The organism is Planctobacterium marinum (genome assembly GCF_020687805.1).
Taxonomy (GTDB): Bacteria; Pseudomonadota; Gammaproteobacteria; order Enterobacterales; family Alteromonadaceae; genus Planctobacterium; species Planctobacterium marinum.
Genome location: NZ_JAJEWQ010000003.1, coordinates 196,425 through 222,213 on the forward strand (window position 1 = coordinate 196,425; position 25,789 = coordinate 222,213).

Below are 25,789 nucleotides of genomic sequence, written 5' to 3' on the forward strand. Positions count from 1 at the left end.
TTAGTGCCGGAAGAGGATTGAAAGCGCCAACCCGCTTCGAAACAAACTTGTTTTTCCTGCCTTTCCACTAAACTAATACGCTCGTGAAAAGAACAACGCTCGTGAAAAGAACGGATTAAAATAAGTTGAAACGATGCAAAGGTCACGATTATTCCATGAATTTTCTGCCAGACAAATTCAATTACCCTCTAATTTATACAGAGCACCCCATAATCCGAGCCATCCCTGCCTGTTTTGTATTTCTCTTTTGTTTCTGTTGATTGCAAAACCCGACTCAATATATGCAATACAACTAACTTTCGTGGCGCAAAATTAACAATTCTGTTGAACATAATCATCTTTCGATTATATTTTAAGCATTCAGGTCAAATTTTTAGACCAAAGTATGATTGCTCCGACTGGTGACAAAATGCACTATTTTGTGGGAGGAGATTCACTAACCGACAAGCATGTGTTACAGTTTATCAATCGGTAAATTAATAACTCATCAATGTCTCAACGATAGTAAACATCATGCGAGTAAAAAGTAACAATCCAAAACATCTGGCTAAATCTAAATTGCTGCGCCAAATGCGCAAGGACGCTGGACTTACCCAACAGGAGATGGCGGAGCGACTTTTTATATCCAGAGAAACCGTGGTCGCTATAGAGAACTGTCACCAGAACACTATAGAAACGATCGAATCTGATTTGCAGGAAAAGTGGTGGGAGATCTGCCGTCCGCGTGCAACACCTAACACTTATCAAGCTTTCAAAGACTTTGTACTAAAATCCTTTAGGCTTTAATGCTGGCATTAGCCTTTGCGGAAAAAACCCTCTCAGGGCTGGTTTTCTCAGCCCTGGTGGTTGGCATCGCCACCTATTTTGGCCAACCCTTTATATTCGATCCAATTGTTCTAATATGTTTTATTGCAATCGCTATCACATTTAGAAGGAATATAGACTTACTTTCCATATGTTCAGTTTTCATAGCTGAAAGAGCTTTGGAAGAACTGATGTGGCGCTTTTTAGAGAATACGATCGCATTCAAAATCCCAAGTTACCTGATGCTCATCGCGATATGCTTTTATTTTTCTTCCGGTTTTATACGCGCCTATGCTTTAACATTTCTTACTTTAGCTGCGTCTATAGAGTTTTATTGGTACATCTCGGATTACGACGCTCCTTTTATACTCTGGTACTGTTATTTGATAACGATACTAATAATAGTCAGGAGGTTTCTACGAATGCGCGTATTTTGGTTGATTGAACTTAACCCTAAATGGGAGCCTGCGCCACTAGCATTAGATTCTCAATTACTACTAGCCAATGCAGGGTTTATAATTAGCAGCTCTCTCGCAGTCTTTGAGTTTTACATAAGACACTTAACGAGTTATAAAGAAGTGTTATATGTTTATAATTTTTTCCCATATTTCAATGGTATTCTTTCCGTTTTCATCCTGTATGTGATCATTATACAGAGTATTTTACACCTCAAGGCTATAGAACTCGAAGCTTAGCTGATTCAAAATTGCTCAATCCTCGATAAATCTTCATAATCACTTTTGTGGAGCGTCTCCCACATTTCTTAATGTGAATCGTGTCCCACAAAACAATCTAATTATTTAAAGAGGAAATTATCATGAAAAGTTTAAAAGTAATTTTGGCAACTGCACTAGTTCTAGCATCAACTGCAACTCTAGCTTCAGGAACAAAACAACCTGACCCAAATAAAACCCAGCGAGCTAACCCAATACTAATTCAAGACTCCGGAACAAAACAGCCAGACCCAACAGACAAAAATGGTAAAGGTCAAGTGATTGTAAATGACTCAGGTACAAAACAACCTGATCCGTTGAAGAATGATTCAGGCTACCCAACACTAATGGCGTTATTGAGTAAATACTTCTCAATCTAAGTAATTAGTTCAGCCAGCCGAATAAGGCCAGCTGGTGTCTGGCGCTTATTCCCCTTTTAATCATTGACTCAACAGGAGTCTGAATGAGAGATACGCTCGGGAATGGAACTCCCCCATCTTGCGTATATAAAGAAGAATAATAACATTCTCTTACCCAATTTTAGTACCTGACAGACATAAAAAAGCCCACCTGAAAGTGGGCTTGCGAGGTCATCTAAAAACCGGGAATTAGTACTCCCTGATGTTGATGCTGCCTCCTGAGGTATGCAGTTTCAGGCGTGGTCCACCGCCGTTAATTTCACCGCGAATTGACTTCTTCGAAATGCGGCCATTAACGTTGAAGTCAGTTCTGACTCTGCCACCACTGGTTTTGGCGTCGATGTCCACTTTCATGTCTTCAATCATGCGCACAGTAATCGAGCCGCCACTGGTATCTAACTTAGCATCATCGGTCAATTGTTTGGCAAAGATAGCATTGATGCTACCGCCAGAAGTGTGCGCGTTTAAATCTCCGTTCACTGAACCTGTAGAAATGGAGCCGCCACTGGTATGTAGCTCGACGTCACCGGTAATATCCGCTATTTCGATACTGCCACCGGATGTATGGGCATCAACGTTGCCGTTTAAATCCTCAATATCAATTGACCCGCCTGAGGTTCTCAGGTTTAAGTGGTAGTCTTTAGGCACAGTGATAGTGAATTTAACCCGCATATTACGACCCCAAAACCGATCGCCGCGATCAAAGGTGCCCACTATCGACACATCACCGCCGCTGGCTGAGTGGGACACTTTAAAATCCTCTGCGTCATCTCCCTGAATATCCACTTCAATCTCTACTTCTTCTTTATTGTGAGTTTGAATTTGCAATGAACCGACATCCGTTTTTAGCTCCAGGGTGCCGCCGTTACTCACCTCATAGGTATGTTCAATGTCAGCGGCATGGGCTAATCCGGTGAAGATCACCGCGCCTGCTAAAGTCACAATACTGCGTTTTATGGTTTGAATTTGTTGCATCATGTTGTATTTCCCCTTGTTTAACCTGAGTTTTGTTGCCCGCTCCTGTGGATTCAGGCATATATGACTGATTGCTATTACCAGAGTTTGTCGTTGTCCCTGTCAAAAAGGTTTAAAACACGCTTAAATTTTTTTCAAGACAATACGCTGTCTTTAGCAGCCACCAGCAAGACAACACAGGTTTACAAAATCCGAGGGGAAATTATGGCTTGTCAGATATGCCGCCGGTCAGGCTGTGCTACACTCCGGCATCACTCTACAATAATGATAAAATCACATCGGAGACACCAGTGACGGATTGGGTAAAACAAGCCATCAATAAAATTGAATCGGATTATCAACGCTCTGCCGACACCCATTTGATAAAATACCCACTGCCAGCCGTTGAGGGTATTCAGCTCTATTTAAAGGATGAAAGTACCCACCCCACCGGGAGTTTAAAACACCGTTTGGCGCGGTCTTTGTTTTTGTATGGGTTGTGCAATGGCAATATTCAGGAAGGCACTACGATTGTCGAATCCTCGTCCGGCAGTACCGCCGTCTCCGAAGCCTACTTTGCGCAAATACTGGGGTTGCCTTTTATCGCAGTAGTGCCGCAAGGCACCTCTGAAGAGAAGGTCGCGCAAATTGAATTTTATGGTGGTCGCTGCCATTTTGTGCCCCCTGCTGAAATCTACTCGGCAGCAGCTTCGCTGGCCCAGCAAACTAACGGTTATTATATGGACCAGTTTACCTTTGCCGAGCGGGCTACCGACTGGCGAGGCAACAACAATATTGCGGAAAGTATTTTTAGTCAGATGCAACGGGAACCCAATCCAATACCCAGTTGGGTAGTGGTCAGTGCCGGTACCGGCGGAACGTCTGCCACTATTGGTCGCTACATCCGGTTTCAGGGATTTGACACCAAAATGCTGGTTGCTGACCCCAGCAACTCGGTATTTTACGACTATTTCCACAATGGCGATGCCGCTATCACCTCCTGTCTTGCCACTAATATTGAAGGCATCGGCCGTGCCAGAGTAGAGCCGTCTTTTATTCGCACCGTGGTAGACGAAATGACAAAAGTCCCTGACACCGCCTCAATTGCCACCATGCAACAGGTCAATAAAACCCTCAACAGAGAGGTGGGCGCATCGACCGGAACCAATCTTTACGCAGCATTCGCATTGATCGCCAAAATGTACGAGCGAGGAGAAACCGGCAGTGTTGTTAGTATGATTTGTGACTCGGGCAACCGATACAAAAATACCTATTACAATCCGCAGTGGTTGGCTCATAAGGGGTTGTCCGGCGATCAGGAAAAGTACCAGCAACAATTGCAACACTTTCATCAAACCGGTCAGTGGAGTCTGCAGGAATGCTAAGTTATCAACATCATTATCACGTTGGCAACCATGCCGATATCCTTAAGCACTGGGTGCTTTTTGAGTGCCTGAGTTATATGCAAAAAAAGGATAAACCCTTTGACTATATTGATACCCACGGTGGTGCAGGCATTTACCGGCTCAACGACAGTAAAACCCAAAAGCTGAAAGAATTCGAGACAGGTGTCACCCGGCTACTGGCTGAGCCCATAGCGGAAATGCAGGATTTTGTAGCATTACTGCAAGGCTTTGTCGCTCAGGGGCAATATCCCGGCTCACCAGGCCTGGTCAATGAGCTGTTACGCCGCGGCGACAAGAGCTGGTTGTTTGAGTTACACCCGCAAACCTTTGCGGAGTTAGCGCAGCACTGTACCCGAAAAAGGCAAACATTTGTTCGCCAGGAAGATGGTTTTGTGGGTTTGAATAGCTTGTTACCGGTAGCCAGTAAACGTGCGTTGGTGCTGATTGATCCTTCCTACGAACTGAAAGAAGATTACGAAAAGGTTATCGAAACTGCGGAAAAAGCCCGTCAAAAAATGCCGCAAACCAGCCTGTTGATTTGGTATCCGGTGGTAGACAGGCTGTACGTAAACCTGATGCTGCGCAAAATCCAAAAATCCACTTTGCGCAATGTGTTGCAGTTAGAACTATGCATCGCGCCAGACAGTGACGAAAAAGGTATGACAGGTTCGGGCATGATTCTGATTAATCCTCCCTGGACAATGGCGGAACAGGCCAGGCGCCTGCTGCCGGAATTAACCCGGGTACTGGCTGGCGATGCCGGTGAGTTTGCGGTAAACAGTCTGATACCTGAATAGTGACAATTACAGGCGCAATACTCACTATTGCGCCACCTCCCGCCTTTTTCGCGTTTTTTTGTTGCACCCGGGCGCATTCAACGCCACAATTTTATCAGCCATCGTTACGCAGCAGCCCGCCAGGTCAGGATTATGTTAGGCAAATTATTCGCATTTTTATCTCCGGCCCCCAAAAAGGCCCCTTTGCAATTTCTGGACAGTACACCTGCTCCTGCCGAAGCCAAGACAAAAAAAGCGAACAAGCCAGAATATAGCGCAATTGAAACGTTAGAAAAAAAGTACGGTGATATCACGCAACAGGAAATAGACGCTGCCCAGGATTTTATGAATAAGAAATCCTTTCGCTTTTACACCTTTTTATTGGGAGAAGAGTCAGAACAAAAAACGGTGAATGCGTTGGAAAAAAAGATCCTGATTGATACCAATAAAATGCTTAACCGACCAGAGGTGATGATTCAGCATTTGCCACAACTGCCCCAGTCTGTCACTCAGTTAAAATCCATGTTGGAGACTCAGGATTTTAATCTGGATGAGTTTTCTCAAATTGTGCAACGGGAGCCGGCGCTAGCCAGTCATATGGTAAAAGTGGCGAATAGTCCGATGTACAACCACTCCGGAAAAGAAATCTCCAATCTCGGTCATGCTTTTATGTTAATCGGTGCCGAAGGCGTTAAAGAGCACATTCTGATGCGCTTTTTTAAACAACTTCTCAATATTCGTCCCATCTATTTTAAAATGTTTGGTGCAAAAATCTGGGACCACAGCCTCAGTACCGCGATGGTCGCTAAACATATCGCTGCTAAAAACAAGCTAAACCATGAGGCCGCGTATCTGAACGGACTCATTCACGACATTGGTAAAATCATGATTTTTCAGTTGATGGTTAATGCGTTTCGCAATGCCAGTCCTGATGAAAGCCCAAATTCCCTGATATTCAAAAAACTACTCAATGAAAAATCGATGCAGATCAGTGTGATGGTGGCTAAGGAGTGGCAGATGCCTGAGGCCGTGGTACAGGCCATTCAGGATTTAGCTTTAACCATAAAACGCCCGGCAAAAACTAAGATGGGTCGGGTATTATATGAAGCTAACCTGGTGAGTGAACTGGTGATGTTACACCAGAACTCACCATTGTCGCCGGAACAATACCTGGAAATCGCGAAGTCGGAAAAACTGAGTCGCGCTGCCACCGAATCACTCTTTAACAGTGTGGTGGCCGAAGGGAATTGATGGCTATTAGCCTGTTACAGTATATTGCGGTAATCTGGATACAAAGGAGCGGGAATGGAATTTTTATATTATGGTGCAGCAATATTACTGGTGGCTATTGCGGCAGCGCACTCATATCTCGGTGAGCGCTTTATTTTATCGCGGCTGTTTACCCGCACAAACCTCCCTAAGCTGCTTGGCAGCGATGATTTTACCAAACGAACGTTGCGCTTTGCGTGGCATATCACGTCTGTTGCCTGGCTGGGGTTTGCCGCCATTATTGTTTGTATGAGTCATCCCGGTGCAGAAAACCTGTCAGTGATCCACATTATCGCCGCAACTTTTGCCGTCCATTTTTTAATTTCACTGCTTGGCTCTGGAGGCAAACACTTGTCCTGGATTGTGTTTGGCCTGATCAGTGTTTTATTATGGTTCGCCGTTTTGCTTTAATCCGGGCCACAAAGCGTTCAGCGAGCATAGATTTGCTACTGATTCTCACACCTTAAATTGCCGGGCCACTTCATCTAAGGACGCTGAGATATCAGCCAACGAGGTGGCCGCCTGTTTGGTTTCCTTACTGCTTTCCGTAACCCGCTCGCTGGCTTCCTGAATCACGTCAATACTGTTGCGCATTTCTCCGGCATCACCTTTGATATCCTGGCCTAAAGACGCCAGAGCGCCATTTTCATCACTTAGTCGCATTACTGTTTTTTGTATGTCATCCAGCGAATTCACTGTTGCCTCTGCCAGGGCAACTGCTTCGGTGGCTTTTTCCTTATTGGAATCCATCGATGTAACGGTGGAGGTAATTGAAGACACAATTTTATCCAGGATTGTATTGATCTCATGGGTGGAATCATGAGTTCTGGATGCCAGTGTCCGCACTTCGTCGGCCACCACCGCAAAACCTCGACCAGATTCACCGGCGCGGGCAGCCTCAATGGCGGCATTTAATGCCAGCAAATTTGTTTGCTCGGCGATTTCTGCGATAGTTTTAACCACTGAACTTACCTGATCACCGGCATTTTTTAAACTTAACAACATTTCTGCGGATTTCTCAATATCGCGGGCAAGCGCGCCAATACTGTCGGATGTATTACTGACACTGTTGGCCCCTTCGTGAACCTGCCCGGCCCCTTTCAGCGCGGTTTCTGAGGCGGCAGACGAGCGGTTTGCAGAATCCTCAATAGAGGCTTCCAGCGCACTGATCTTGTCCAGCAGTTCCCGAATGTGACGGGAAAACAACTGAACCTGCTCTTCTGATACTTCTGCGGAATGATTTAACTGTCCTACTGAATCCACCAGCACGGTAGCCGAACTTTGAATTTCTTTGTTGCCTAGACGAAATGCCGTCAACAGTTCATTGACGCTGTTTGCCGCATCTGCCACTTCATCATCACAGGTCATGGAAACATCAGTAGACAAGTCATGCTCTGCGACAATGCGGTCCAGTTGCGTTGACAATGACTTGATGGGCCTGGCTATTTTTTGTTGCGCCATCAAAAATGATCCCAGCGTAATCGCCAGTGTTAACAACACTGACAAAACGATCAAAGTACGCATAATGGAAATCTCAGCGCTGATGTTATCTGAGGCATCGGTGGCATTATTGGATGCCTGCGTTTTGACCTCAGTCAGCAATTTTTGCAACCCTTGCATGTTTTGCTGAATATCGGCCAGTGCCGTTCTGGCACCATCCCAGTCGATGTTAGACGCAGTCATAATGGTTTGCAGACGGGTTACATCCCGCCATACTTTTTGCTTTTCGCTCTCTAATTTTTGACTGCTGGCCAGACCCGCCCGGCTGATATCCTGAAGGTGATTGTCCAGTTGTTTTTTGAGTTGATTAATTTCCCGTTGAAATCCCTCCTGTTCAATGGTGAGTCCATACAAACCAAAAGACGCCACCTGAACACTGCTCAAACTAGCGGAGGCTTGTTCCACAGCGCGTAACGTGGGTAACGTTTCCTGAACAAAGGTTTCTTTTTGGGCAAAGATAATAGACGATTCGCGATACATAAAAAACGACGTAACAACAAGCACCATCACTATGCCTGCGTACCCCAACATCACTTTTTTACTGATGGAATTGAAAAGATTCATACTGTTTTCCCGTTCGTTTTTTTGGCCTGGTTAGTCGCCATTCAATACCTGCTCAGCATCCCTTATGGTCGCTGCAAAAACCCTGAATATTTATAGACCAGATAACCCGATTAATCATTGCGTTAAGTCTGATTGATTGCAGCTTCCGCCTCGTGAATTTTATCCAGAACAGATAAGATCATGTCTCGATTAAAGGGTTTGGTGATATGGTGCGTCATGCCCGCTTCCAGTGAGGCGGTTTTATCCGATTCATAGGCATTGGCGGTTAACGCAACAATCGGTATCGCCATGCCCATTTCGAACCGTATGATTTTGCTGGCAGTGAGCCCGTCCATTTCAGGCATATTGATATCCATTAAAATAAGGTCGTAATGATGGCGTTCTACCTGCATTATTGCCTTTTTACCATTGTCTACGTGTGTTACCGAATGTCCTTCTGACTCCAGAATGTGCATCGCAATTTGGGCATTTATCTCGTTGTCTTCCGCCAGTAATATCTTGAAGGACAACTGTTTTACTTCGTCTTTGTCACACAAACGGCGCATGGTAGAAAGAAACATTTGTTCATTGATGGGTTTGTTAAACACCGCTGAGAACTGATCAGGTAACTGACCTTTAAAATGAGCAATATCTGAGGCGGCAGAAACCAAAATAAAGGGGGGACAGGGTGTGGTGGCATTATCAGACAATTTTCCAACCAGTGCGAAACCATCCAGGTCTGGCATGTGCAAATCCACTACAACGGCACAGTATTCCTGCAACTTGTGGACATCTTGCAAAAACGCGGTACCACTTTCGTAACAATCGCAGGGGATATCAATTTGCTGTAGCAATAATTCGATATAGCAACGGCTGCTTTCCAAATCATCAATCACCGCCACTTTTTTCTGTTTGAAATCAGGCTGAAAGCGCACTTCTTTCACGGTTTGTTGAGACTTTTGCAGCGGCAGGAAAACCTTGAAGGTGGTACCTTTGCCAAATTCACTTTGCACTTCAACGTTGCCGCCCATCATTTTCAGCAACTCTTTGGTTATTGCTAATCCCAGCCCTGTTCCTCCGTACATACGTGTTGTGGAATCGTCGGCCTGAACAAATTTTTTAAATACTTTCTGCAGCTGTTGTTCTGTCATACCAATACCGGTATCTACCACCAGCAGTGACAGGCGATAGCCCGAATCCAGTTCTTCGACATTGACCGAGACGCTGACTCTGCCCTGTTCAGTAAACTTAATCGCATTACTAAGCAGATTATTAACAATTTGCATAAGCCGAATGCCATCCCCACGGACCCACTGAGGTATGGCAGAAAGGGACACATATTCAAATTCTAAACCGCGGTTTTCGCAGGTTACCGCGGCCGGGGCCAAACAGCTATCCAGTATTTTAGGCAATTCAAAGTCATTGCATTCCAACTGCATTTTACTGGCTTCAATTTTGGAAATGTCCAAAATATCATTGATCAGTTGCAGTAATTGCTCGCCTGAGTATCGCGCTTTTGACAAAAACTCTCTGCGCTTTTCCTGGGACGCCTCGTTGTTAGCCAGTTCAATCATGCCAAAAATGCCATTCATGGGGGTCCTTAGTTCATGGCTCATAGTGGCCAAAAACACAGATTTTGCAGTATTCGCTTGCTCAGCTTCCTGGCGCAATGCGTCAGCCCGATTTTTTTCTGCCAGCAAATCAGCGAGAGTTTGTTCCACTGCCTGTTCCATGGGCTTGAATATATAGAAAAGCTCAATGACCAGCACGAGCAACGTCAGCAACCAGAGTAATAACTCGACACGGGTGAGTAATTGTACCTTTTGCTCAGCCTCGCGGGTAAATTGGGTAACCACCTCATTCAATTGGCGCAACAAAGATTCGGTATTGTCGGATTGAAATACAGTGCGTTGATAGTCATTTCTGTTAGCCGCTTTTTTCGCTTCGGCGATGTAATGCAGTACCCTGTCGTGCAGGCTGCCATTTTCTGCTGACTCAAAATACAATGCGTTGAGTGTTGGACTCAAAACCTCGTTGTCGTTGGGTTGTTCAGAACCAATTAAAAACCAATGATTTTGTTGAAACTGGTCGATGGCGGCTCTTAAACTCGCCTTTTGTTTTGGTGCGTATGCTTCATCTGTATCCGAAACCAATTGCAGTTGATTGATATGCAACGCAATTTTTTGCGACAACATGCGCTGCATGCCCGCTATATTGACGATTTGCGCATCGTCCTTTTGATTGGCCAATAAGAATTGAATTCCCAACGCTGACGCGGTTACCAAAATGGCAATCGCGGATAGCGCCAGCAAATAACGGCTCCGGATTCTGTGGTGTATGGGTTTTAGCGCACTCAAACTGGTTTCCGACAAAAAATTCGACTTAGCAATAACCTGTCAGGTTATTGTCAGGTTGTATCTTTGAGCGCCGCCCGCGCAATTCACAGGTGGCGACACAATGCATACAACTATAAATTTATGTCATGACAGCAAGATTGCCAGTTTTTAACACTATTACAACCACAAGGTGACACACATTCATTTACAATCAGTATCCGGTTGGCGATGGTATTGGCGCCAAAACCTGTCCATAATATGTCGCCTGAATTGTTGCTAACGCAGCTCGTTAAATTTGATATTGGATACACTATGGTAAGAATCATCCCATTGGCACTATTGCTCAGTATGCTGAGCGCCTGTGTTATTCACGTTGGCCCCGGCAGTTACCGTTCTCCCAACAGCGGAGAGGACAGCGTATTTGGCGATATTGAAGTGGCCAGTGGTCAAACAGTAGGCGACGTTGATACTGTCAATGGTGATATTCAGATAGGTCACGGCGCGACCGTCGCCAATGTCAGCTCAGTGAATGGCGATATTGAACTAAGTGATAATGTCAGCAGCCAGCGTATCTCTACGGTAAATGGCGACATAGATGGTGGCAAACAATTGCGGGTTTTAGCCAGTATCGATACCGTCAATGGCGATTTGACACTGGATGGCAAGAGCAAGGTTAATGGTGACATTACGTCAGTTAATGGCGATGTCACACTACGCACAGTCACCGTTGCCGGCAACATTTCCAATGTAAACGGAGATGTATCAATCTATGCCAACAGTGTTATCACCGGTGACATTGTCTTTAAGAGCAACGAAGACAACAGCGCACTGCGAAATGAGCGCCCCACCCTGGTTATCGACGCCGATGTTGTGGTGCAAGGACAGATTATTCTGCAGCGCCCGGTTGAGCTGCACCTGAGCAACTCAGATCACCTGTTGAAAGTTGAGCACCAATACCAATCTTTGCAATAGTCGGTCTATCGCTCCTTAGCGCCAATTTCAGACCGTGTAAAATAGCGGCTAGCAGGGTCAATGTGTTTACTGACTGAAACATTTTAGTTATGGTGTTAGCCGCTTCTAACGGGTAGCATGACTGCTACCGAGATCCCCGTTTAATGCGTAGTAAGGCAAACTATTAATTCTATGAAATACAAGCTTTCTGTACTGGCTACTCTGTTGTTGGCAACCCCGACTTCTCTGCTGGCGGCAACTACACCAACGCCCCAATACCCCGAAGTCACAGAGCAATTATTTGCGCAATGTAAGGCGGATTTCGCGCTTCTGGCAAAGCAACAAGGCGTCACCGATGACACCATTACCCGCGCATTGCTACCGGCAAGCTTGCAGGCGAAGGTGATTGAATATGATCGCAATCAACCGGAGTTTGTGCGCACCTTTCCAGATTATGTCAGCAAACGCGTTAATGACTGGCGTATCAACAAAGGTCGGGAAATGCTGAAGGAGCACAGCGCCTTACTGCAATCCCTGAACCAGCGGTACGGTATTCCGGCACATTACCTGGTAGCCTTTTGGGGGCTGGAAACTAATTTTGGCCAATACAAAGGCAAAATGCCGATTGTGGCCTCTTTAGCCACGTTGGCCTGTGATGAGAGACGCTCGGAGTTCTTCACCAAAGAACTGTTAAAAGCGTTGCAGCTCATTGAAAAAGAGCGCATTGACCCGGAGCAAATGGTGGGCTCATGGGCTGGCGCCATGGGACACACTCAGTTTATGCCCAGTGCATACCTGAACTATGCGATTGATGGCGATAATGATGGTAAAGCGGACCTCTGGAACAGCGTACCCGATGCGCTCACGTCAGCGGCAAACTTTTTACAAGGTCTGGGTTGGAAACCCGGCTTTCGTTGGGGCCGTGAGGTAAAGTTACCGGACAATTTTGATTACCAACTCATTGGCCGCAGCACCAAAAAATCGTTAACCGAATGGCAGGGGCTGGGATTAACCAAAGCCGATGGCAGCCCGCTGGGTGCCGCCGAAATCAAAGCTTCGGTTTTGCTACCGGCAGGCCATGAAGGACCTGCATTTGTCATTTATGATAACTTTTCTGTCATTATGCGCTGGAACTTTTCGGAATTTTACGCCATTGCGGTGGGCTATCTGGCAGATCGTCTGATAGGTAGCGGAGAACTGGTACAGCCGCTCCCGGAGCTACCCACTTATACCATTGCAGACATGCGTACTTTACAAGTTAACCTGAACCAGCTTGGATTTGATGTGGGTGAGCCGGATGGGATCCTTGGACCTGCTACCCGCAACGGCATTCAGGGATTTCAGGTTGCGCATAAGCTGGTTGCAGATGGTTTTCCATCCCTCAGGGTGTTTGAAAAGCTGCAACAACTCACTGGTGAAACCAGCACCAATTAAGGTTTTATCAGACCCGCACTCTGTGCTTCAACGATAGACAGAGTGCGAACTTCCGCGACTTCTTGCTCTTCGACATAGTTGTCAAATTGCAGTTGATTGGCAAAACGTACCATCACCGGCGCCGCAATCGGCATATCGTAGTTGTCCAGGCCAAACAGAACCCGCTCGATTTCCATATCAGAAGAGCGCAGAATGTACTGCATATTGCTGGCGGGGCGTCTAACCGCAATATCATCCTTACCATCACCATCATAATCCGCAATAACAGGGATGTCGTATTGGTCACGGCCAAATTCGATTCGTATGATTTGCTCATCGCTGGAACGCTGGATATACCAGGCGTGCTCTGAGGGGCGACGAATCGCCAAATCAGTCTGGCCATCACCGTCATAATCTCCAGGCACGGCAATATCTTCGTCCTGCATTCCAAACTGATAGCGCAATATGCTCTCGTCTCGGCTGCTGAGTATGTACCAGAACTTGGTAGATGGGCGTCTGACTGCAATGTCAGCTTTGCCATCACCATCATAATCACCAGGAGTCGGAATATCCTCAGCCTGCTGACCAAAACTGTACCGTAAAATTCGTTGATCTGAGGCCAGCCTGATAAACCACTGCTGAGTAGACGGCCTGCGAACGGCGATGTCTGTGATGCCGTCGCCGTCATAGTCAGCCGGCACCGGAATATCTTCACTTTGTAAGCCAAACTCAATGCGCATCAACTCGCCGCCGGACGAAGGGGCAATATACCAGAGCTTGTTAGATGGACGTCTGACCGCCACATCCGCGATGCCATCACCGTCAAAATCACCACTGACTGCGATATCACCTGGATCTTTGCCCAATTCAATACGTTGAATCTCGCCATCAGTGGAATTGAGTATGTATTGCATGGCATTAGATGCGCGTCTGACCGCCACATCCGCCTTGCCATCACCATCGTAGTCAAAAGCAACGTGCTGAGTAACAGGCGCGCAATCATCACCTCGGGTTTTGTCTAATGGCGCACAATCAGCTTCGTTCAAAATACCATCATTATCCCGATCCGGGTCCTGATTATCACCAATAGTGTCACCGTCAGCGTCCGACCACTCGTTGCTATCATAGGGAAACGCGTCTTCATTGTCCGGTACACCATCAGCGTCGCTGTCATCGGCGTTTGCGGCATCGAAGGGCAAGGCATCGCTTAAATCATCAATACCGTCGTTATCGTCATCGGTATCCAGTAAATTACTCAGCCCGTCACCATCAAAGTCTTGCAAGTCAGTTTCCAGCGGCAGACATTCACCATGGCTCAGCAAACGATCGATATTCCAGCTCTCTACCACGGCTTCATCCTGGCAGGTCATATTGGTGGTAAAGAACTGCAAGAACTGCAACTGGTCTTTGAGGTGTACGATGGGGCGTAAATCTTCAATCGCAGTGTAACGAAAATCCAGCGCAATAATTTCATTGAGATATTTAAAACCCTCAAGGGAAACCACCTCAGTATTGTTAACCGATAAAAATTGCAAGCGGGGAAAACGCTCAATTCCCGACAAACTGGCGACATTCGCCTGAGGGCAATTAATGACATCGATTTCTTCATTACTCAGCCAACTGTCTTCGCTTTCTTCAAGACAGCTGATTAACGCACTATCCAACCCGGCAATGGCCTGGTCTGCCGGCAAAGTAACAGATTCATTATGAGTTTGAGCTACCCGTAAAGCCACCGCATTCATTGCGCGCACAGCATCGGCACCATCAGCGCCGTCAGCTGGCAGACCACAGGGTAATTCGGCCAGACAGGGTAATTCGGGGGACGAAAAATACGGCACAGCAACTGCGTCACCAAACGCCTGAGGATACGCCATAACGGTACTAAACTGGTCCACGACGCCGTAACCGCGTCCCCAGCTAAACACCGTCCCTTCACCACCTTGCGCTTCGGCGTGATCCAGGCCCAGGTTGTGACCAATTTCATGGCCCAGAGTATCACTGCTACACAACTGAACATTACCACTGGTAAATCGGGTATTTAACGCCACCAGGTTTACCGCGAAGCGGTAGTCGAACGCCTGCAGTGCATTGCCATTTAACCAGCTTTTACCACATAAGCCATCTGGCAATGTATGGCGCATAACGGTGACAATATCCGCCCCGGCTGCCAGGCGGGCTTGCCATATTGGCATCATCAGTGCGTCGTCAATATCACCGTAGGTGCTGTCATTTGCACCGCTTTTGGCTAAATTATCCAGTATTTGATCAGCATTGTATTCATCCAGGTCGGCGCTGACTCGGGCGCCAATTTGCAATTCTATATTGACGCCACTGGCGGCATAAATCGCATTGTTTATCGTGACCAATTGCGTCAGATAGTCATCAGGAGCAAGTTGATAAGCCTCAAATTCGGGGGTGGTCACAAACAGGACTTTTATAATCGCGGGGGCTTCGCTGAGTGTGCTGGCTGCTGAATCAACAGACGCCGGAGAATTGTTTACCGAAGTGCTATCTGCCGAAGTATTATCTACCGGACGACGTTTAACATCAGACTCACTGCTGGCCCAGCGCATTTCTTTGGACAGTACACCATCTTCTAATCGCCAGACACCGTTTTGCGTAGGTATCCAGGCACTGACCCCATTCTGGCCGATAAATAGTTTTGCCTGCAACAAACTCTGTTGCTCACTATGGCGCAGTGTCCATATGTCAGTATTGGCTGTGCGGCTTTGCGACTCTGCATATAAGATCAATTCACCTTCGGGAGTGGCAAAAGCATATTTTTGCCCTTTGGTCAGGCTCGCTAACACTGACTGATGAATCACTACGTTGGCGTTTTTTTGTTGGTTTGTCGCTGAGCTGCGACTTTGCACTCGGTTCTGCTCCTCCACCTTTATTATCTGCCACACAGATGCCGGGTCCGCAGCATGGCCGAACGCACCATTCACGTACACTAAGAGCAGTAAAATTGTGGAACAAAATTTGGTTTTCAACATCAACAAAGCATTGGCGAGTTTCATAAGGTGACGATCTGAATACAAGTTTTATTCCAGTAAACCGTCAATTTTTAAGTGTTTTATTAAAAAAACAGCTTAATTTTTATTCTAAATGAATAAAACGCTTAGCTAAAGTTGTAATTAAGCAGGTTGTGCAGAATATGCAGCAGGCGGAAATGGTTTATACAGGTGCCCGGTAACGCAGGACACGGACACCCGGGGGGAGCTGACCAATCAGCTCATTTTGCGAATCATGCTATCCGGTGCGATGCGCATTACACGTTGCAGAATAGCCCAGGGCCAGGAAGGGACATAACTATTGGCTTTTTCCCGATTAATGGCTTTCACCATCGCCCGGCATCCGGTTTCTGTGTCCACAATAAACGGTACTTTTTCCACCTTCTCGTTGATTTCACTGCGAATAAAACCTGGGTGAACACAACTCACCTTTATAGGTGTATTCATCAAATCCAGTCGTATCCCCTCTGACAGCGACGTAATAGCCGCTTTGGTGGCGGCATATACCGTCATCGCCCGGCGAAATCCCCTTACTGCACTAATAGAGGAAATGGTCACCAGATGACCGCTGTTTTGAGCTCTGAAAATCTCTACCGCCGCTTCGCATTGCGCGATAGCGGCGACAAAATTGGTTTCGGCGGTTTGCTTGTTGGCATAAAAGTAACCCGTACCAATTGAAGCCCCTTTCCCCATCCCGGCATTGACTATCACCCGGTCAAGGCTGCCCATGTCATCGCGAAACGCCTTAAACGTATCGAATACCGCTTCATGGTCGTTCACATCCAGTGGCCGCAGGAACACCTTAATATCGGGATTAATTTGCTCAAGCTCGGCTTTTAATGCTTCCATACGCTCGACTCTGCGTGCGCACAACGCCAGATTACAGCCCTGTTTGGCAAACTCAAGAGCCATGCCTTTGCCAAGACCCGAGCTGGCGCCGGTGATCAGTATGTTTTTTCTCGTACTCATAAAAACGTCACTCTTATTATTTATAGGTAATCATATGGCGCAGATCGGACTTTTCAAAATGACTGTGCTCATTCAGTGTCGCCAGAATAACCCGGTTAGGCGTTTTCACAATTTTGCTCAGGCCGCAATTGGTCAACGTCCAGTTTAGCGACAACATCTTATCATCAGATAGCCCCAACAACTGCTGCGCAATGATAGATATGGGGCCGCCGGAGGTAAAAACGACAGCCACCTGGTGTTGTTTCAGCGTCGCCAGCAGCGAAGTTGATGCAGTTTTAACCCTGGATTTAAAGGCCTGCCATGACTCGGGATAATCTTGATATTGCCCACTTTGCCAACGCGCCATCGCCTGCGCGAATAAACCGGCAAACTGGGTTTTCGGATTGTCAGATTGGGCTAATAATTCGCGGGTTCCCGCTGCTGTTTTCAGTCGTGGCTCAAATGCCGCCAGCACTGCCTGATGGTCATATTCATTCCACAGAGATTGCGTCTCAGAACTAATCTGAATGTGGCCCGAAGCCAGCGCCAAATCTCGCGTTTGCTGGTGCCGCAACATGGTTCCGCTCAGCACAATATCCGGTGTACCAATGCGTTCAAACAACACTTTCCCCAGTTGTCGGGCTTGTGCCATTCCCAATTCTGACAAGGCATCATAATCTTCTGCGCCGAAACTGGCTTGCCCATGCCGGATAAGATAAATACTGGCCATCAGCGTTTCTGCCGTTTGATGGCTTTTTTGCAGCGCCACAGCAAATAATGCACAAATACCCAAAATTGCTTGTAGGCCGGGTTCCGGGTTTGCTTGTGGTGATAGCGATAGTAAATTTGCTGCACAATACCTGCCAGCCGGAACAAGCCATAGACTTCGTAAAAGGTAAAGTCATCTATGTCGATATCCATTTGCTGACAATAATAAGCCACCACCTCATCACGACTTAACATGCCGTGTAAATGCGTAGGTTGTCTGCGGGTTTGTTGTGCCAGAAAGTCATCATCTTCCTGCACCCAGTAAGCCAGGGTGTTGCCCAGGTCCATCAGCGGATCGCCCAGCGTGGCCAATTCCCAATCCAGCACGCCCAGAATGCGGGTGGGATCGTGTTCGTCCAGCACCACATTATCAAACCGAAAATCATTGTGGGTAATACATATCTGTTCGCTGACCGGCATATTGTTTTGCAGCCAATTCATCACGAATTTACCCGATGGCACATTCCAGGTTTTGGCTTTTTGGTAGCGGTGGCACCAGCCTTCTATTTGGCGCTTTATATACCCTGCCCCTTTGCCCAAATGCGCCAGATCCGCAGCCTTGTAATCAACTTTGTGTAACTGGATCATGCAATCCAGTACGTTTTTGCACAGGGTATGGGTGGTGGTGCTATCAAGAGACAAAGCACGTGGCAAATTTTTACGGGGAATAATGCCGGTGAGTTTTTCCATGACATAAAAGTCGGTGCCAATGACCGACTCATCTTCACAATAGCCCAGCATTTCTGGTACGTAGTCATAAACCGGCTTAAGGGCTTTTTGCAGCCGATATTCCCGGCCCATATCATGGGCTCCTTTTGCTTTTGTGCCGGCCGGCGCTCTGCGCAGGATGATTTCCCGGTTTGCATAAGCAAGGCAATAGGTCCAGTTGGAAGCGCCTCCTGAGTATTGAGTTACTGCAGGGGTGCCCTGCAATCCATCCACATGGACTTGCAACCAGGCATCGACCCTGGCGATATCTAATTCTTCTCCGGGACGCACCTGATTGGCTTTATCTAACAACGTACCTGAGGCCATTTTTTGCTCCTGAGTCACGAGGTTTTCCTCACACTGCGACGAAACTTTTGGGTACCTTTGGTCATCATTTTCAGGTAGTAGCCCGGAAACAGGCGTTTCAGTAAACTGGCTTTTCGTCCTTCCGGATGGGTAAGTATCATAAATTGCTGTTTTTGCACGGCTCTGAAAGCAGCGTCGGCGACATCGTCAGCGGTGATGTCAGAGCGCTCCAGCAACTTGGTCACCACCGCTTTCATGGCTGGATTGCCACTGCGCACAGATTCATCCAGATTGGTTTTGAAAAAGCCAGGACACAAGACACTGACCCCTATATGCTCGTCTGCCAACTCTAAACGCATGGTTTCAGAAAAACTCACCATGGCGGCTTTACTGGCAGCGTAAGATCCCAGTAATGGCACAGTGGTAACGCCTGCCTGAGACGCCACATTCAGAATATAACCTCGACTTTCCTGCAACAGCGGCACAACGCTTTGTAACATGCGAACCGCACCAAAAACATTGATATCCATAACCCACTGCCATTGTTCAATGCTTTCTTCAGCTAACGCCCCGGCCGTGGCGACACCGGCATTATTAACCACCAAATCCAGACCACCAAACTGGTCTGTTATGGCATCTTTGGTGGCCTCGATATCCGCTTGTGAGGTGATATCACAACGCTGAAAAAACGCCTTTGCACCGAGCTTTTCCAGCTCAGCAACAACCGCTTCACCTCGCTCCTGATGAATATCGGCAACGCAAATGTCTGCCCCTGACGCTGCCCAGCGCAGTGCTATCGCTCTGCCTAATCCCGAGGCAGCCCCGGTTACTAATACGCGCTTTTGCATCTGAAACTCCTATTTGTATTTTGCCAGTTCCAATCTGGAAACCATGCCCATATGAACTTCATCCGGTCCATCGGCCAGGCGTAAACTGCGTGCCATAACTGAGAAACCATACAATGGCGTATCCCCGGACACGCCCATGCCACCATGCATCTGAATCGCCATGTCTACCACGGTTTGCAACATATTAGGAACCACTACTTTTATGGCCGAAATTTCTGTCATGGCATTTTTTACGCCCAGATTATCAATTTTCCAGGCTGCATTAAGCGTTAACAACCGCGCCTGGTCTATCAACATTCTGGCCTGTGCCACACGCTCCAGATTACCACCTAACCGGAGCAATGGTTTACCAAAGGCTTCGCGGCTGGCTCCCCGTTGAATCATAAGCTGAAGTGCCCGCTCTGCCGCGCCAATGGCTCGCATACAATGGTGAATTCGGCCCGGCCCCAGGCGCCCCTGCGCAATGGCAAAGCCTTTCCCCAGCCCCATAATAATATGGGATTTGGGTACCCTGACATTGGTTAAAGACATCTCTCCATGTCCATAGGGAGCATCGTAATCACCGCACGCCGTCAGCATGCGTTCGATTTTCACTCCGGGTGTATCCAGTGGTACCAGTACCATACTGTGTTGACTGTGCTTTTCTGCCGTGGCATCGGTCAATCCCATGACTATGGCAATTTTGGCATCCGGATGACCCAGCCCGGTCGTCCACCATTTGCGCCCATTGATAACCACCTCGTCACCTTCCAGCGTAATGCGGGCCTGCATATTGGTGGCATCAGAAGAAGCCACATCTGGCTCAGTCATACCAAATACGGAACGAATCTCACCGGCCAGTAACGGCGTCAGCCATTGCGCTTTTTGCTCGTCACTGCCAAAGTGATACAGCACTTCCATGTTGCCGGTATCCGGCGCATTACAGTTAAAAATTTCTGCGCCAAACAAACATTTGCCCATTTCTTCTGCCAACGGGGCATAGTCAACACAGCTTAACCCCTGTCCTAATTCGGCATCGGGTAAAAACAAATTCCACAGTCCAGCGGCTTTAGCTTCGGCTTTGAGCGCCTTAATTTGCGCCGGCACCTGCCAGCGAGTCCAGTCACCATGGCCATTTTTTTCATGGTTTTCACGCATTATTTGCGCCTCAACCGGGAATACATGTTGCTGCATAAAGTCCCGGACTTTTGCGCGATACTGCTGACAAATAGCGCTGTGTTCAAAGTTCATAGTGACGTTCCCGATAAAACAGTTAAGGAAAGATTAAGTACAGTGTATGCGTGACTTAAAATTGAATGAAGTGAATATTTTTACATTGCAACTATGAATTAAATTCACAGCAACTATACTACATACAGGACTCTGACTTAACCGGTGACTGATGACAGACAAAAAGCTACAAAAATTGGATTTGAACCTGCTCAGGGTATTTGAGTCGCTGTATTATGAACGCAACATGTCGCGCACTGCGGAATCACTGTATCTGACACCATCAGCGGTAAGCCACGCGGTAAAACGATTGCGGGATGCGTTGCAGGACCCCTTGTTTGAACGGCAAAGCAATAAAATGGCGCCCACCTCTGCGTGTCTCAGAATTGCACCGCAGATCCTTGAAAACCTGAACAGCTTGCGTAAATCATTGCAACAATTTAGTGATTTTGATCCTCTGAATGCCGAACAACAATTTACAATCGCGGTACATGATGCGCTGGAACCGTTATACATCCCGCCCCTGTTTCAGGCTTTGGCGGATACCTCGTCGAATTTAGGATTGGCCTGCATTAAATTAGAGAGACAACAAATGCAACGTCAACTGGGCAGTGGCCAGGCGGATCTGGCCATAGACGTTGCGATGCCCATGCAAAGCCCGGTAAACCACTGTCGCCTTGCTGCTGATCGCTTTGTGGTTCTGAAGAAAAAGACCACAAAAACAAAAGAAACGCTCACCAGACAAAACTATGTTTGCGCCAGGCATTTAACCGTCTCTAATCGTCCCACCGGACGGGTAATCGAAGATATTACCTTGCAACAGCAAAGCATTAATCGCAAAGTAGCAATACGCTGTCAAAGTTACCACACCGCCAAGGCCATTCTCAAAGATCAGGACTTTTTACTGACAGTCCCTGAATTGATTGGCCGATCATTACTGGATGATGACCTGCAAATTTTGCCATTGCCTTTTGACGTCCCCCCCATAGAGATTCATCTTTACTGGCATGAGAACTCAGCAAATGATAGTGCCATTAACTGGCTAAAGGCCAAAATCATGCAATTGAGCGAGTCTTATGGTTAATGACCTCAGAATAAGCGGCACAAAGCCGCCTAAAAGGGCCAATTTTGGCCGCTTTGCCCTTGCTCACCGGCCATGTTTCGTCCTGCAATCAACATATCGCCCGCGGAACTAAATGACAAAACGATTTTCGTTTTAGCGCGGTTATCATCAAATAAATAGCTGTATTTATCGGTAATTCTGGCTTCTTCGGCTTTGTTCTTTGCTGCCAGCATCTCGGTCTGATAAGCCATTGCCTCCATCAGACCGGCGTAGTGGCTGGCCAATGCTGCCGTTGTTCTGAGTGCCTCCTGGACCTGGGGCTTTTCCGCAAAGGCCTGTTTTAGCTGTCCGGCATAGGGGTAGTCGGAAGGCAGCAACAACTGGCCCTGCGCATCAAACTCCACCGTCGCCGGAGGAGAAGGAATATTGTATTCCTCAAGCAGTTGTTTAAACGCTTGTTCTGAATACTGAGCCAGGGTATCGACGTTGTGCTGCGTCGGCAGTAGCAACGGAACATCATGCAGACTGCTACCCGTGTGGGTTTGCTCAGAGGAAAAATAACCTGCAAGATCGATATCTTGCTGGCCTTTGTTAGTATCCATGAGCACACTGCCTGACGCCTCGTGCGCGGTTTCTTTGTGGGCTGATTGGGTTATCAAGTTCGCGTTAAATAGTTCCGCAAACGCACTGCCCTGGCTGGCACTTTTTGTCGTTGCGTCAGGCTGTTGATAGCGATTGCTCAATAAATTTATTTCCATGGTAATTCCTGTTATCGCAAATTAATGGCAGGGGTTGTACATAGCAATAAGGCAAGAATTGAACCAAAACACCGTTGAAGACAGTTGCAGGGGAATTTACTAACAGTGAAATAAAGTGCAGCAGGCACAAAGTGAGTGCCTGCTGCAAAACACAGTATAGTGTGAATTAGCTGAAGTATGCCGCTAAATCATCACTGCCACCGATGTGCTTACCATCAATAAACACCTGAGGTACCGTTTCTCTGCCAGAAATTGCCTTTAACGAGGTTAATGACGCGTTTTGGCCCAGTACAATTTCCTCATAGTTAAAGCCTTTTTCTGTTAACAAGGCCTTAGCTTTGGCGCAATAAGGGCAACCTGGTTTAGTGATAACAGACACAGGTAACGACACAGCCGCTTCCGGGTTAATATAGTTAAGCATGGTATCGGCATCTGACACTTCAAACGGGTCGCCCGGAACATTTGGCTCGATAAACATTTTTTCTACCGTGCCATCCTTCACCAACATAGAGTAACGCCAGCTGCGTTTGCCAAAGCCCAGGTCAGCTTTATCCACCAGCATTCCCATGCCATCAGTGAATTCACCATTGCCGTCCGGAATCAGGGTAACATTGCCAGATTCCTGATCTTTCGCCCAGGCGTTCATTACAAAGGTATCGTTTACCGAAACACAGACGATTTCATCCACACCGTTTGCCTTGAACGTATCTGCTAACTCATTGAAGCGCGGCAGGTGAGTAGACGAACAGGTGGGTGTAAACGCACCTGGCAGGGAGAAAAGTACAACTGTTTTCCCTTTGAAAATGTCATTACTACAGCGCTCAACCCACTCTTCGTTCTGGCGCAATTTAAAAGTAACTTGTGGGACTTTCTGACCTTCTTTATTCTCTAACATAAAATACTCCTTAGATTTACAAATAAACGTTGCGCGTTTGCGCCTCAACTGAGAACAATAATAGTCACTGTAGTCATTTATTCCAGTGATTAGAATTAATCATAACAATCGCAATTTGCGATTAAAGGAAGTAATATGGCCACATTGATCATTGGATGTGATGAATTTTTAGGTGCAGAATTAACACGTCAGTTGTTGGCATCAGGGGATTCTGTTACCGGACTCTCGCTGTTTCCCTGGGAACAAAGTGAGACCCGCACCAGTCGTCTGACCCAGTTGGAAAGCAATGTGAATGCCCGCCATTTTACTTATGTCGGCAATCTGGGCAATTTATCTGAGGAAGTAGAAAACAAGCTAGTACACATCAACAAAGTGTATTTTCTTCCGGAATTTAATGCCGAACTGGCACACCAGGAATTTATCCTGCACCTGACACTGAAAGTACTGAGTCTGGTGGATACTATTCGCCCTGCGCATCTGGTGTTTGGCTCACACTATTGTATTTATAAAGCCTCGGCGTTGCCCATCGAAGCTCACAATACCGCTACCGGCCATCCACACAGTGTTTCTTCGGCGATTGTCAAAGCAATAGAATCATTGTTGCATGGCTACTGCGCACAAAAGCAGCTCCCCATTACGGTATTAAGAATGTTTGAACTCTATGGTAAAGGCGCCAGCGAACTCAATCTGATTAGCCGGCTGAGTAACGCACTGACAAAAGCTGCAGCGATTAATGTCAGCGAATTTGAAAACCATATTCTGGATTACACCCACGTTGCAGATGCGGCGAAAATTCTCGTCAGAGCGATGGAACACAATGCCAGGCCACAGGCAAACTGGAAGGAGCAAACTGATAACCTGAGCAGTAGCTACGCCCCCTGGCAAATATTTAATTTAGGTACCGGTAAAGGCACCTCCGTTTCAGGGGTATTGAAGTTGCTCAGTGACATCAAAAAGCAGCCAATATCCATCATTAACCAGCGAAGCAGCGAACCACAATGTTGGGTGGCTGACGCGACGCCGATATTAACCCACATGGGATTACAGGCCCGCACGCAATTGCAGGCCGGGTTAACAAAGCTGTTTAGTGATCCTTGATGCGATTAATAATGTTCGTTGTGGATACGCCATCTTCAAAGTTGAGTACTTTGACTTCTCCGCCATTGGCGATAACCTGCCTGCCACCGGCAATATCTTCCGGTTTATAATCACCGCCTTTTACCAGAATATCCGGCAAAATTTCACTGATCAGTCTTTCCGGGGTGTCTTCGTGAAAATCCACTATCCAGTCGGTTGATGCAAGTCCGGCAATTACTGCCATGCGGCGCTCCAGGTTATTTACCGGACGCCCCTGGCCTTTCAGTTGCCTGACTGACGCATCGCTGTTTACTGCCACAATAAGACGATCGCCGAGTCTGGCAGCGGCTTCCAGATAGGACACGTGACCGGCATGCAATATATCAAAACAACCATTGGTCATCACCAGACGCTCGCCACGGCTTTTGGCTTCCTGAACAGCAATTTGCAACTGAGCCTGAGACATCACGCCGGTACCAACCTGCTCATCTTTACTGACCGCCTGTTTTAGCTCTTCAATATTGACGGTAGAGGTACCTAATTTAGCCACTACCACACCCGCTGCGGCATTGGCTAAGATGCAGGCATCGCGCAAACTGGCCCCGGTGCCAATCGCTGCTGCCATAGTGGCAACCACAGTATCTCCGGCCCCCGTTACGTCATACACTTCTCGTGCTTTGGCAGGTAAATGAAATTCCTTACACCCTTTTTCTATCAGGGTCATACCGTGTTCAGAGCGCGTGACCAATAAGGCTTGCAGATCCAGGTCATCAAGCAATTGCAGGCCCTTGTCAATCAATTGCTGTTCAGATTCACAAGTGCCTACCACAGCCTGAAACTCAGCCATATTTGGGGTCAGTACCGTTGCACCGCGGTACTTGTTAAAGTCACTGCCTTTGGGGTCCACTATAATGGGTTTATTGGCAGCGCGGGCGGCGGTTATCAGGGTCTGAGGATCACTTAAACAACCTTTTGCATAATCGGATAACACTACAGCACTACAGGCAGACAGTCGCGCCACCACCTGCTCGTGCATGGGCGCTTTATCAACACTGTGAAAACTCTTTTCAAAATCCAGTCTGATCAGTTGCTGGTTGCGGCTTAACACCCG

23 protein-coding genes are annotated in these 25,789 nt (G+C 47.2%); 11 read left to right on the top strand and 12 right to left on the bottom strand.

Features of this window, described 5'->3' with window-relative positions; translation table 11 throughout:
- Positions 1–513 precede the first annotated feature (513 nt).
- The 3 genes from LJ740_RS10645 to LJ740_RS10655 all read left to right on the top strand — a co-directional run bounded on the left by LJ740_RS10645 (position 514) and on the right by LJ740_RS10655 (position 1,897).
- The gene (locus LJ740_RS10645; protein WP_229529074.1) at positions 514–786 is read left to right on the top strand and encodes a helix-turn-helix transcriptional regulator; all 273 of its coding nucleotides are present in this window, start codon (positions 514–516) and stop codon (positions 784–786) included.
- Positions 786–1,499 carry a hypothetical protein gene (locus tag LJ740_RS10650; protein WP_229529075.1) on the top strand — a complete coding sequence of 238 codons (714 nt, stop codon included), beginning with the start codon at positions 786–788 and terminating at the stop codon, positions 1,497–1,499. Before LJ740_RS10645 ends, LJ740_RS10650 begins: the two co-directional genes overlap by 1 nt.
- 122 nt (positions 1,500–1,621) lie before the next feature.
- Entirely contained in the window at positions 1,622–1,897 is a 276-nt protein-coding gene (locus tag LJ740_RS10655; RefSeq protein ID WP_229529076.1) for a hypothetical protein, read from the top strand.
- Between the two features lie 228 nt (positions 1,898–2,125).
- Here LJ740_RS10655 and LJ740_RS10660 read toward each other — a convergent pair whose 3' ends face one another.
- Entirely contained in the window at positions 2,126–2,914 is a 789-nt protein-coding gene (locus tag LJ740_RS10660) for a DUF4097 family beta strand repeat-containing protein (RefSeq protein WP_229529077.1), read from the bottom strand.
- Between the two features lie 206 nt (positions 2,915–3,120).
- Here LJ740_RS10660 and LJ740_RS10665 point away from each other — a divergent pair, with 206 nt between their 5' ends.
- The 4 genes from LJ740_RS10665 (at position 3,121) to LJ740_RS10680 (ending at position 6,752) form a co-directional block, all read left to right on the top strand.
- The gene (locus LJ740_RS10665) at positions 3,121–4,275 is read left to right on the top strand and encodes a PLP-dependent cysteine synthase family protein (RefSeq protein WP_229529078.1); all 1,155 of its coding nucleotides are present in this window, start codon (positions 3,121–3,123) and stop codon (positions 4,273–4,275) included.
- Entirely contained in the window at positions 4,269–5,093 is an 825-nt protein-coding gene (locus LJ740_RS10670; RefSeq protein WP_229529079.1) for a 23S rRNA (adenine(2030)-N(6))-methyltransferase RlmJ, read from the top strand. Before LJ740_RS10665 ends, LJ740_RS10670 begins: the two co-directional genes overlap by 7 nt.
- Before the next feature lie 132 nt (positions 5,094–5,225).
- Positions 5,226–6,323, top strand: a complete 1,098-nt coding sequence (locus LJ740_RS10675; RefSeq protein ID WP_229529080.1) for an HDOD domain-containing protein — start codon at positions 5,226–5,228, stop codon at positions 6,321–6,323.
- 54 nt (positions 6,324–6,377) lie between these two features.
- Entirely contained in the window at positions 6,378–6,752 is a 375-nt protein-coding gene (locus LJ740_RS10680) for a hypothetical protein (protein ID WP_229529081.1), read from the top strand.
- Between the two features lie 45 nt (positions 6,753–6,797).
- Here the strand turns inward: LJ740_RS10680 and LJ740_RS10685 are convergent, their stop codons facing one another.
- Complete coding sequence (locus LJ740_RS10685) at positions 6,798–8,405, bottom strand: methyl-accepting chemotaxis protein (RefSeq protein WP_229529082.1); 1,608 nt, start codon at positions 8,403–8,405, stop codon at positions 6,798–6,800.
- 122 nt (positions 8,406–8,527) lie between these two features.
- Positions 8,528–10,696 (bottom strand): response regulator, encoded by a 2,169-nt coding sequence (locus LJ740_RS10690; RefSeq protein ID WP_229529083.1) that lies wholly within the window; start codon positions 10,694–10,696, stop codon positions 8,528–8,530.
- A 336-nt stretch (positions 10,697–11,032) separates the two neighbouring features.
- On the opposite strand from LJ740_RS10690, the gene LJ740_RS10695 reads away from it, so the two are divergent.
- On the top strand, positions 11,033–11,692 hold the full coding sequence (locus LJ740_RS10695) for a DUF4097 family beta strand repeat-containing protein (protein WP_229529084.1): 660 nt from the start codon (positions 11,033–11,035) through the stop codon (positions 11,690–11,692).
- 171 nt (positions 11,693–11,863) lie between these two features.
- Positions 11,864–13,105, top strand: a complete 1,242-nt coding sequence (locus LJ740_RS10700) for a lytic murein transglycosylase (protein ID WP_229529085.1) — start codon at positions 11,864–11,866, stop codon at positions 13,103–13,105.
- Here LJ740_RS10700 and LJ740_RS10705 read toward each other — a convergent pair.
- The 6 genes from LJ740_RS10705 to LJ740_RS10730 form a co-directional block, all read right to left on the bottom strand.
- Positions 13,102–15,957: an FG-GAP-like repeat-containing protein gene (locus LJ740_RS10705; protein WP_229529086.1), complete on the bottom strand. Its 2,856-nt coding sequence runs from the start codon at positions 15,955–15,957 to the stop codon at positions 13,102–13,104. The genes LJ740_RS10700 and LJ740_RS10705 overlap by 4 nt on opposite strands.
- A gap of 357 nt (positions 15,958–16,314) precedes the next feature.
- Complete coding sequence (locus LJ740_RS10710; protein WP_229529087.1) at positions 16,315–17,067, bottom strand: SDR family oxidoreductase; 753 nt, start codon at positions 17,065–17,067, stop codon at positions 16,315–16,317.
- A gap of 16 nt (positions 17,068–17,083) precedes the next feature.
- Positions 17,084–17,776: a histidine phosphatase family protein gene (locus LJ740_RS10715; RefSeq protein ID WP_229529088.1), complete on the bottom strand. Its 693-nt coding sequence runs from the start codon at positions 17,774–17,776 to the stop codon at positions 17,084–17,086.
- Positions 17,776–18,849: a phosphotransferase family protein gene (locus LJ740_RS10720; RefSeq protein WP_229529635.1), complete on the bottom strand. Its 1,074-nt coding sequence runs from the start codon at positions 18,847–18,849 to the stop codon at positions 17,776–17,778. Before LJ740_RS10720 ends, LJ740_RS10715 begins: the two co-directional genes overlap by 1 nt.
- A 14-nt stretch (positions 18,850–18,863) precedes the next feature.
- Positions 18,864–19,676, bottom strand: a complete 813-nt coding sequence (locus LJ740_RS10725) for an SDR family oxidoreductase (RefSeq protein WP_229529089.1) — start codon at positions 19,674–19,676, stop codon at positions 18,864–18,866.
- Positions 19,677–19,685: 9 nt separating this feature from the next.
- Positions 19,686–20,906, bottom strand: coding sequence for an acyl-CoA dehydrogenase family protein (locus tag LJ740_RS10730; protein ID WP_229529090.1), 1,221 nt, complete (start codon positions 20,904–20,906; stop codon positions 19,686–19,688).
- Between the two features lie 151 nt (positions 20,907–21,057).
- Between LJ740_RS10730 and LJ740_RS10735 the strand changes: the two genes are divergently transcribed.
- The gene (locus tag LJ740_RS10735) at positions 21,058–21,969 is read left to right on the top strand and encodes a LysR family transcriptional regulator (protein WP_229529091.1); all 912 of its coding nucleotides are present in this window, start codon (positions 21,058–21,060) and stop codon (positions 21,967–21,969) included.
- 29 nt (positions 21,970–21,998) lie between these two features.
- Here LJ740_RS10735 and LJ740_RS10740 read toward each other — a convergent pair whose 3' ends face one another.
- Both LJ740_RS10740 and LJ740_RS10745 read right to left on the bottom strand, forming a co-directional pair.
- Positions 21,999–22,706, bottom strand: a complete 708-nt coding sequence (locus LJ740_RS10740) for a hypothetical protein (RefSeq protein WP_229529092.1) — start codon at positions 22,704–22,706, stop codon at positions 21,999–22,001.
- 166 nt (positions 22,707–22,872) lie between these two features.
- Positions 22,873–23,601: a glutathione peroxidase gene (locus LJ740_RS10745; protein ID WP_229529093.1), complete on the bottom strand. Its 729-nt coding sequence runs from the start codon at positions 23,599–23,601 to the stop codon at positions 22,873–22,875.
- Positions 23,602–23,736: 135 nt separating this feature from the next.
- Between LJ740_RS10745 and LJ740_RS10750 the strand changes: the two genes are divergently transcribed.
- Positions 23,737–24,699 (top strand): NAD-dependent epimerase/dehydratase family protein, encoded by a 963-nt coding sequence (locus LJ740_RS10750; RefSeq protein ID WP_229529094.1) that lies wholly within the window; start codon positions 23,737–23,739, stop codon positions 24,697–24,699.
- On the opposite strand, the gene hldE is transcribed toward LJ740_RS10750, so the two are convergent.
- On the bottom strand, positions 24,686–25,789 hold a 1,104-nt coding region (gene hldE, locus LJ740_RS10755; RefSeq protein WP_229529095.1), incomplete at its 5' end, for a bifunctional D-glycero-beta-D-manno-heptose-7-phosphate kinase/D-glycero-beta-D-manno-heptose 1-phosphate adenylyltransferase HldE. The two genes, LJ740_RS10750 and hldE, sit on opposite strands and share 14 nt — an antisense overlap.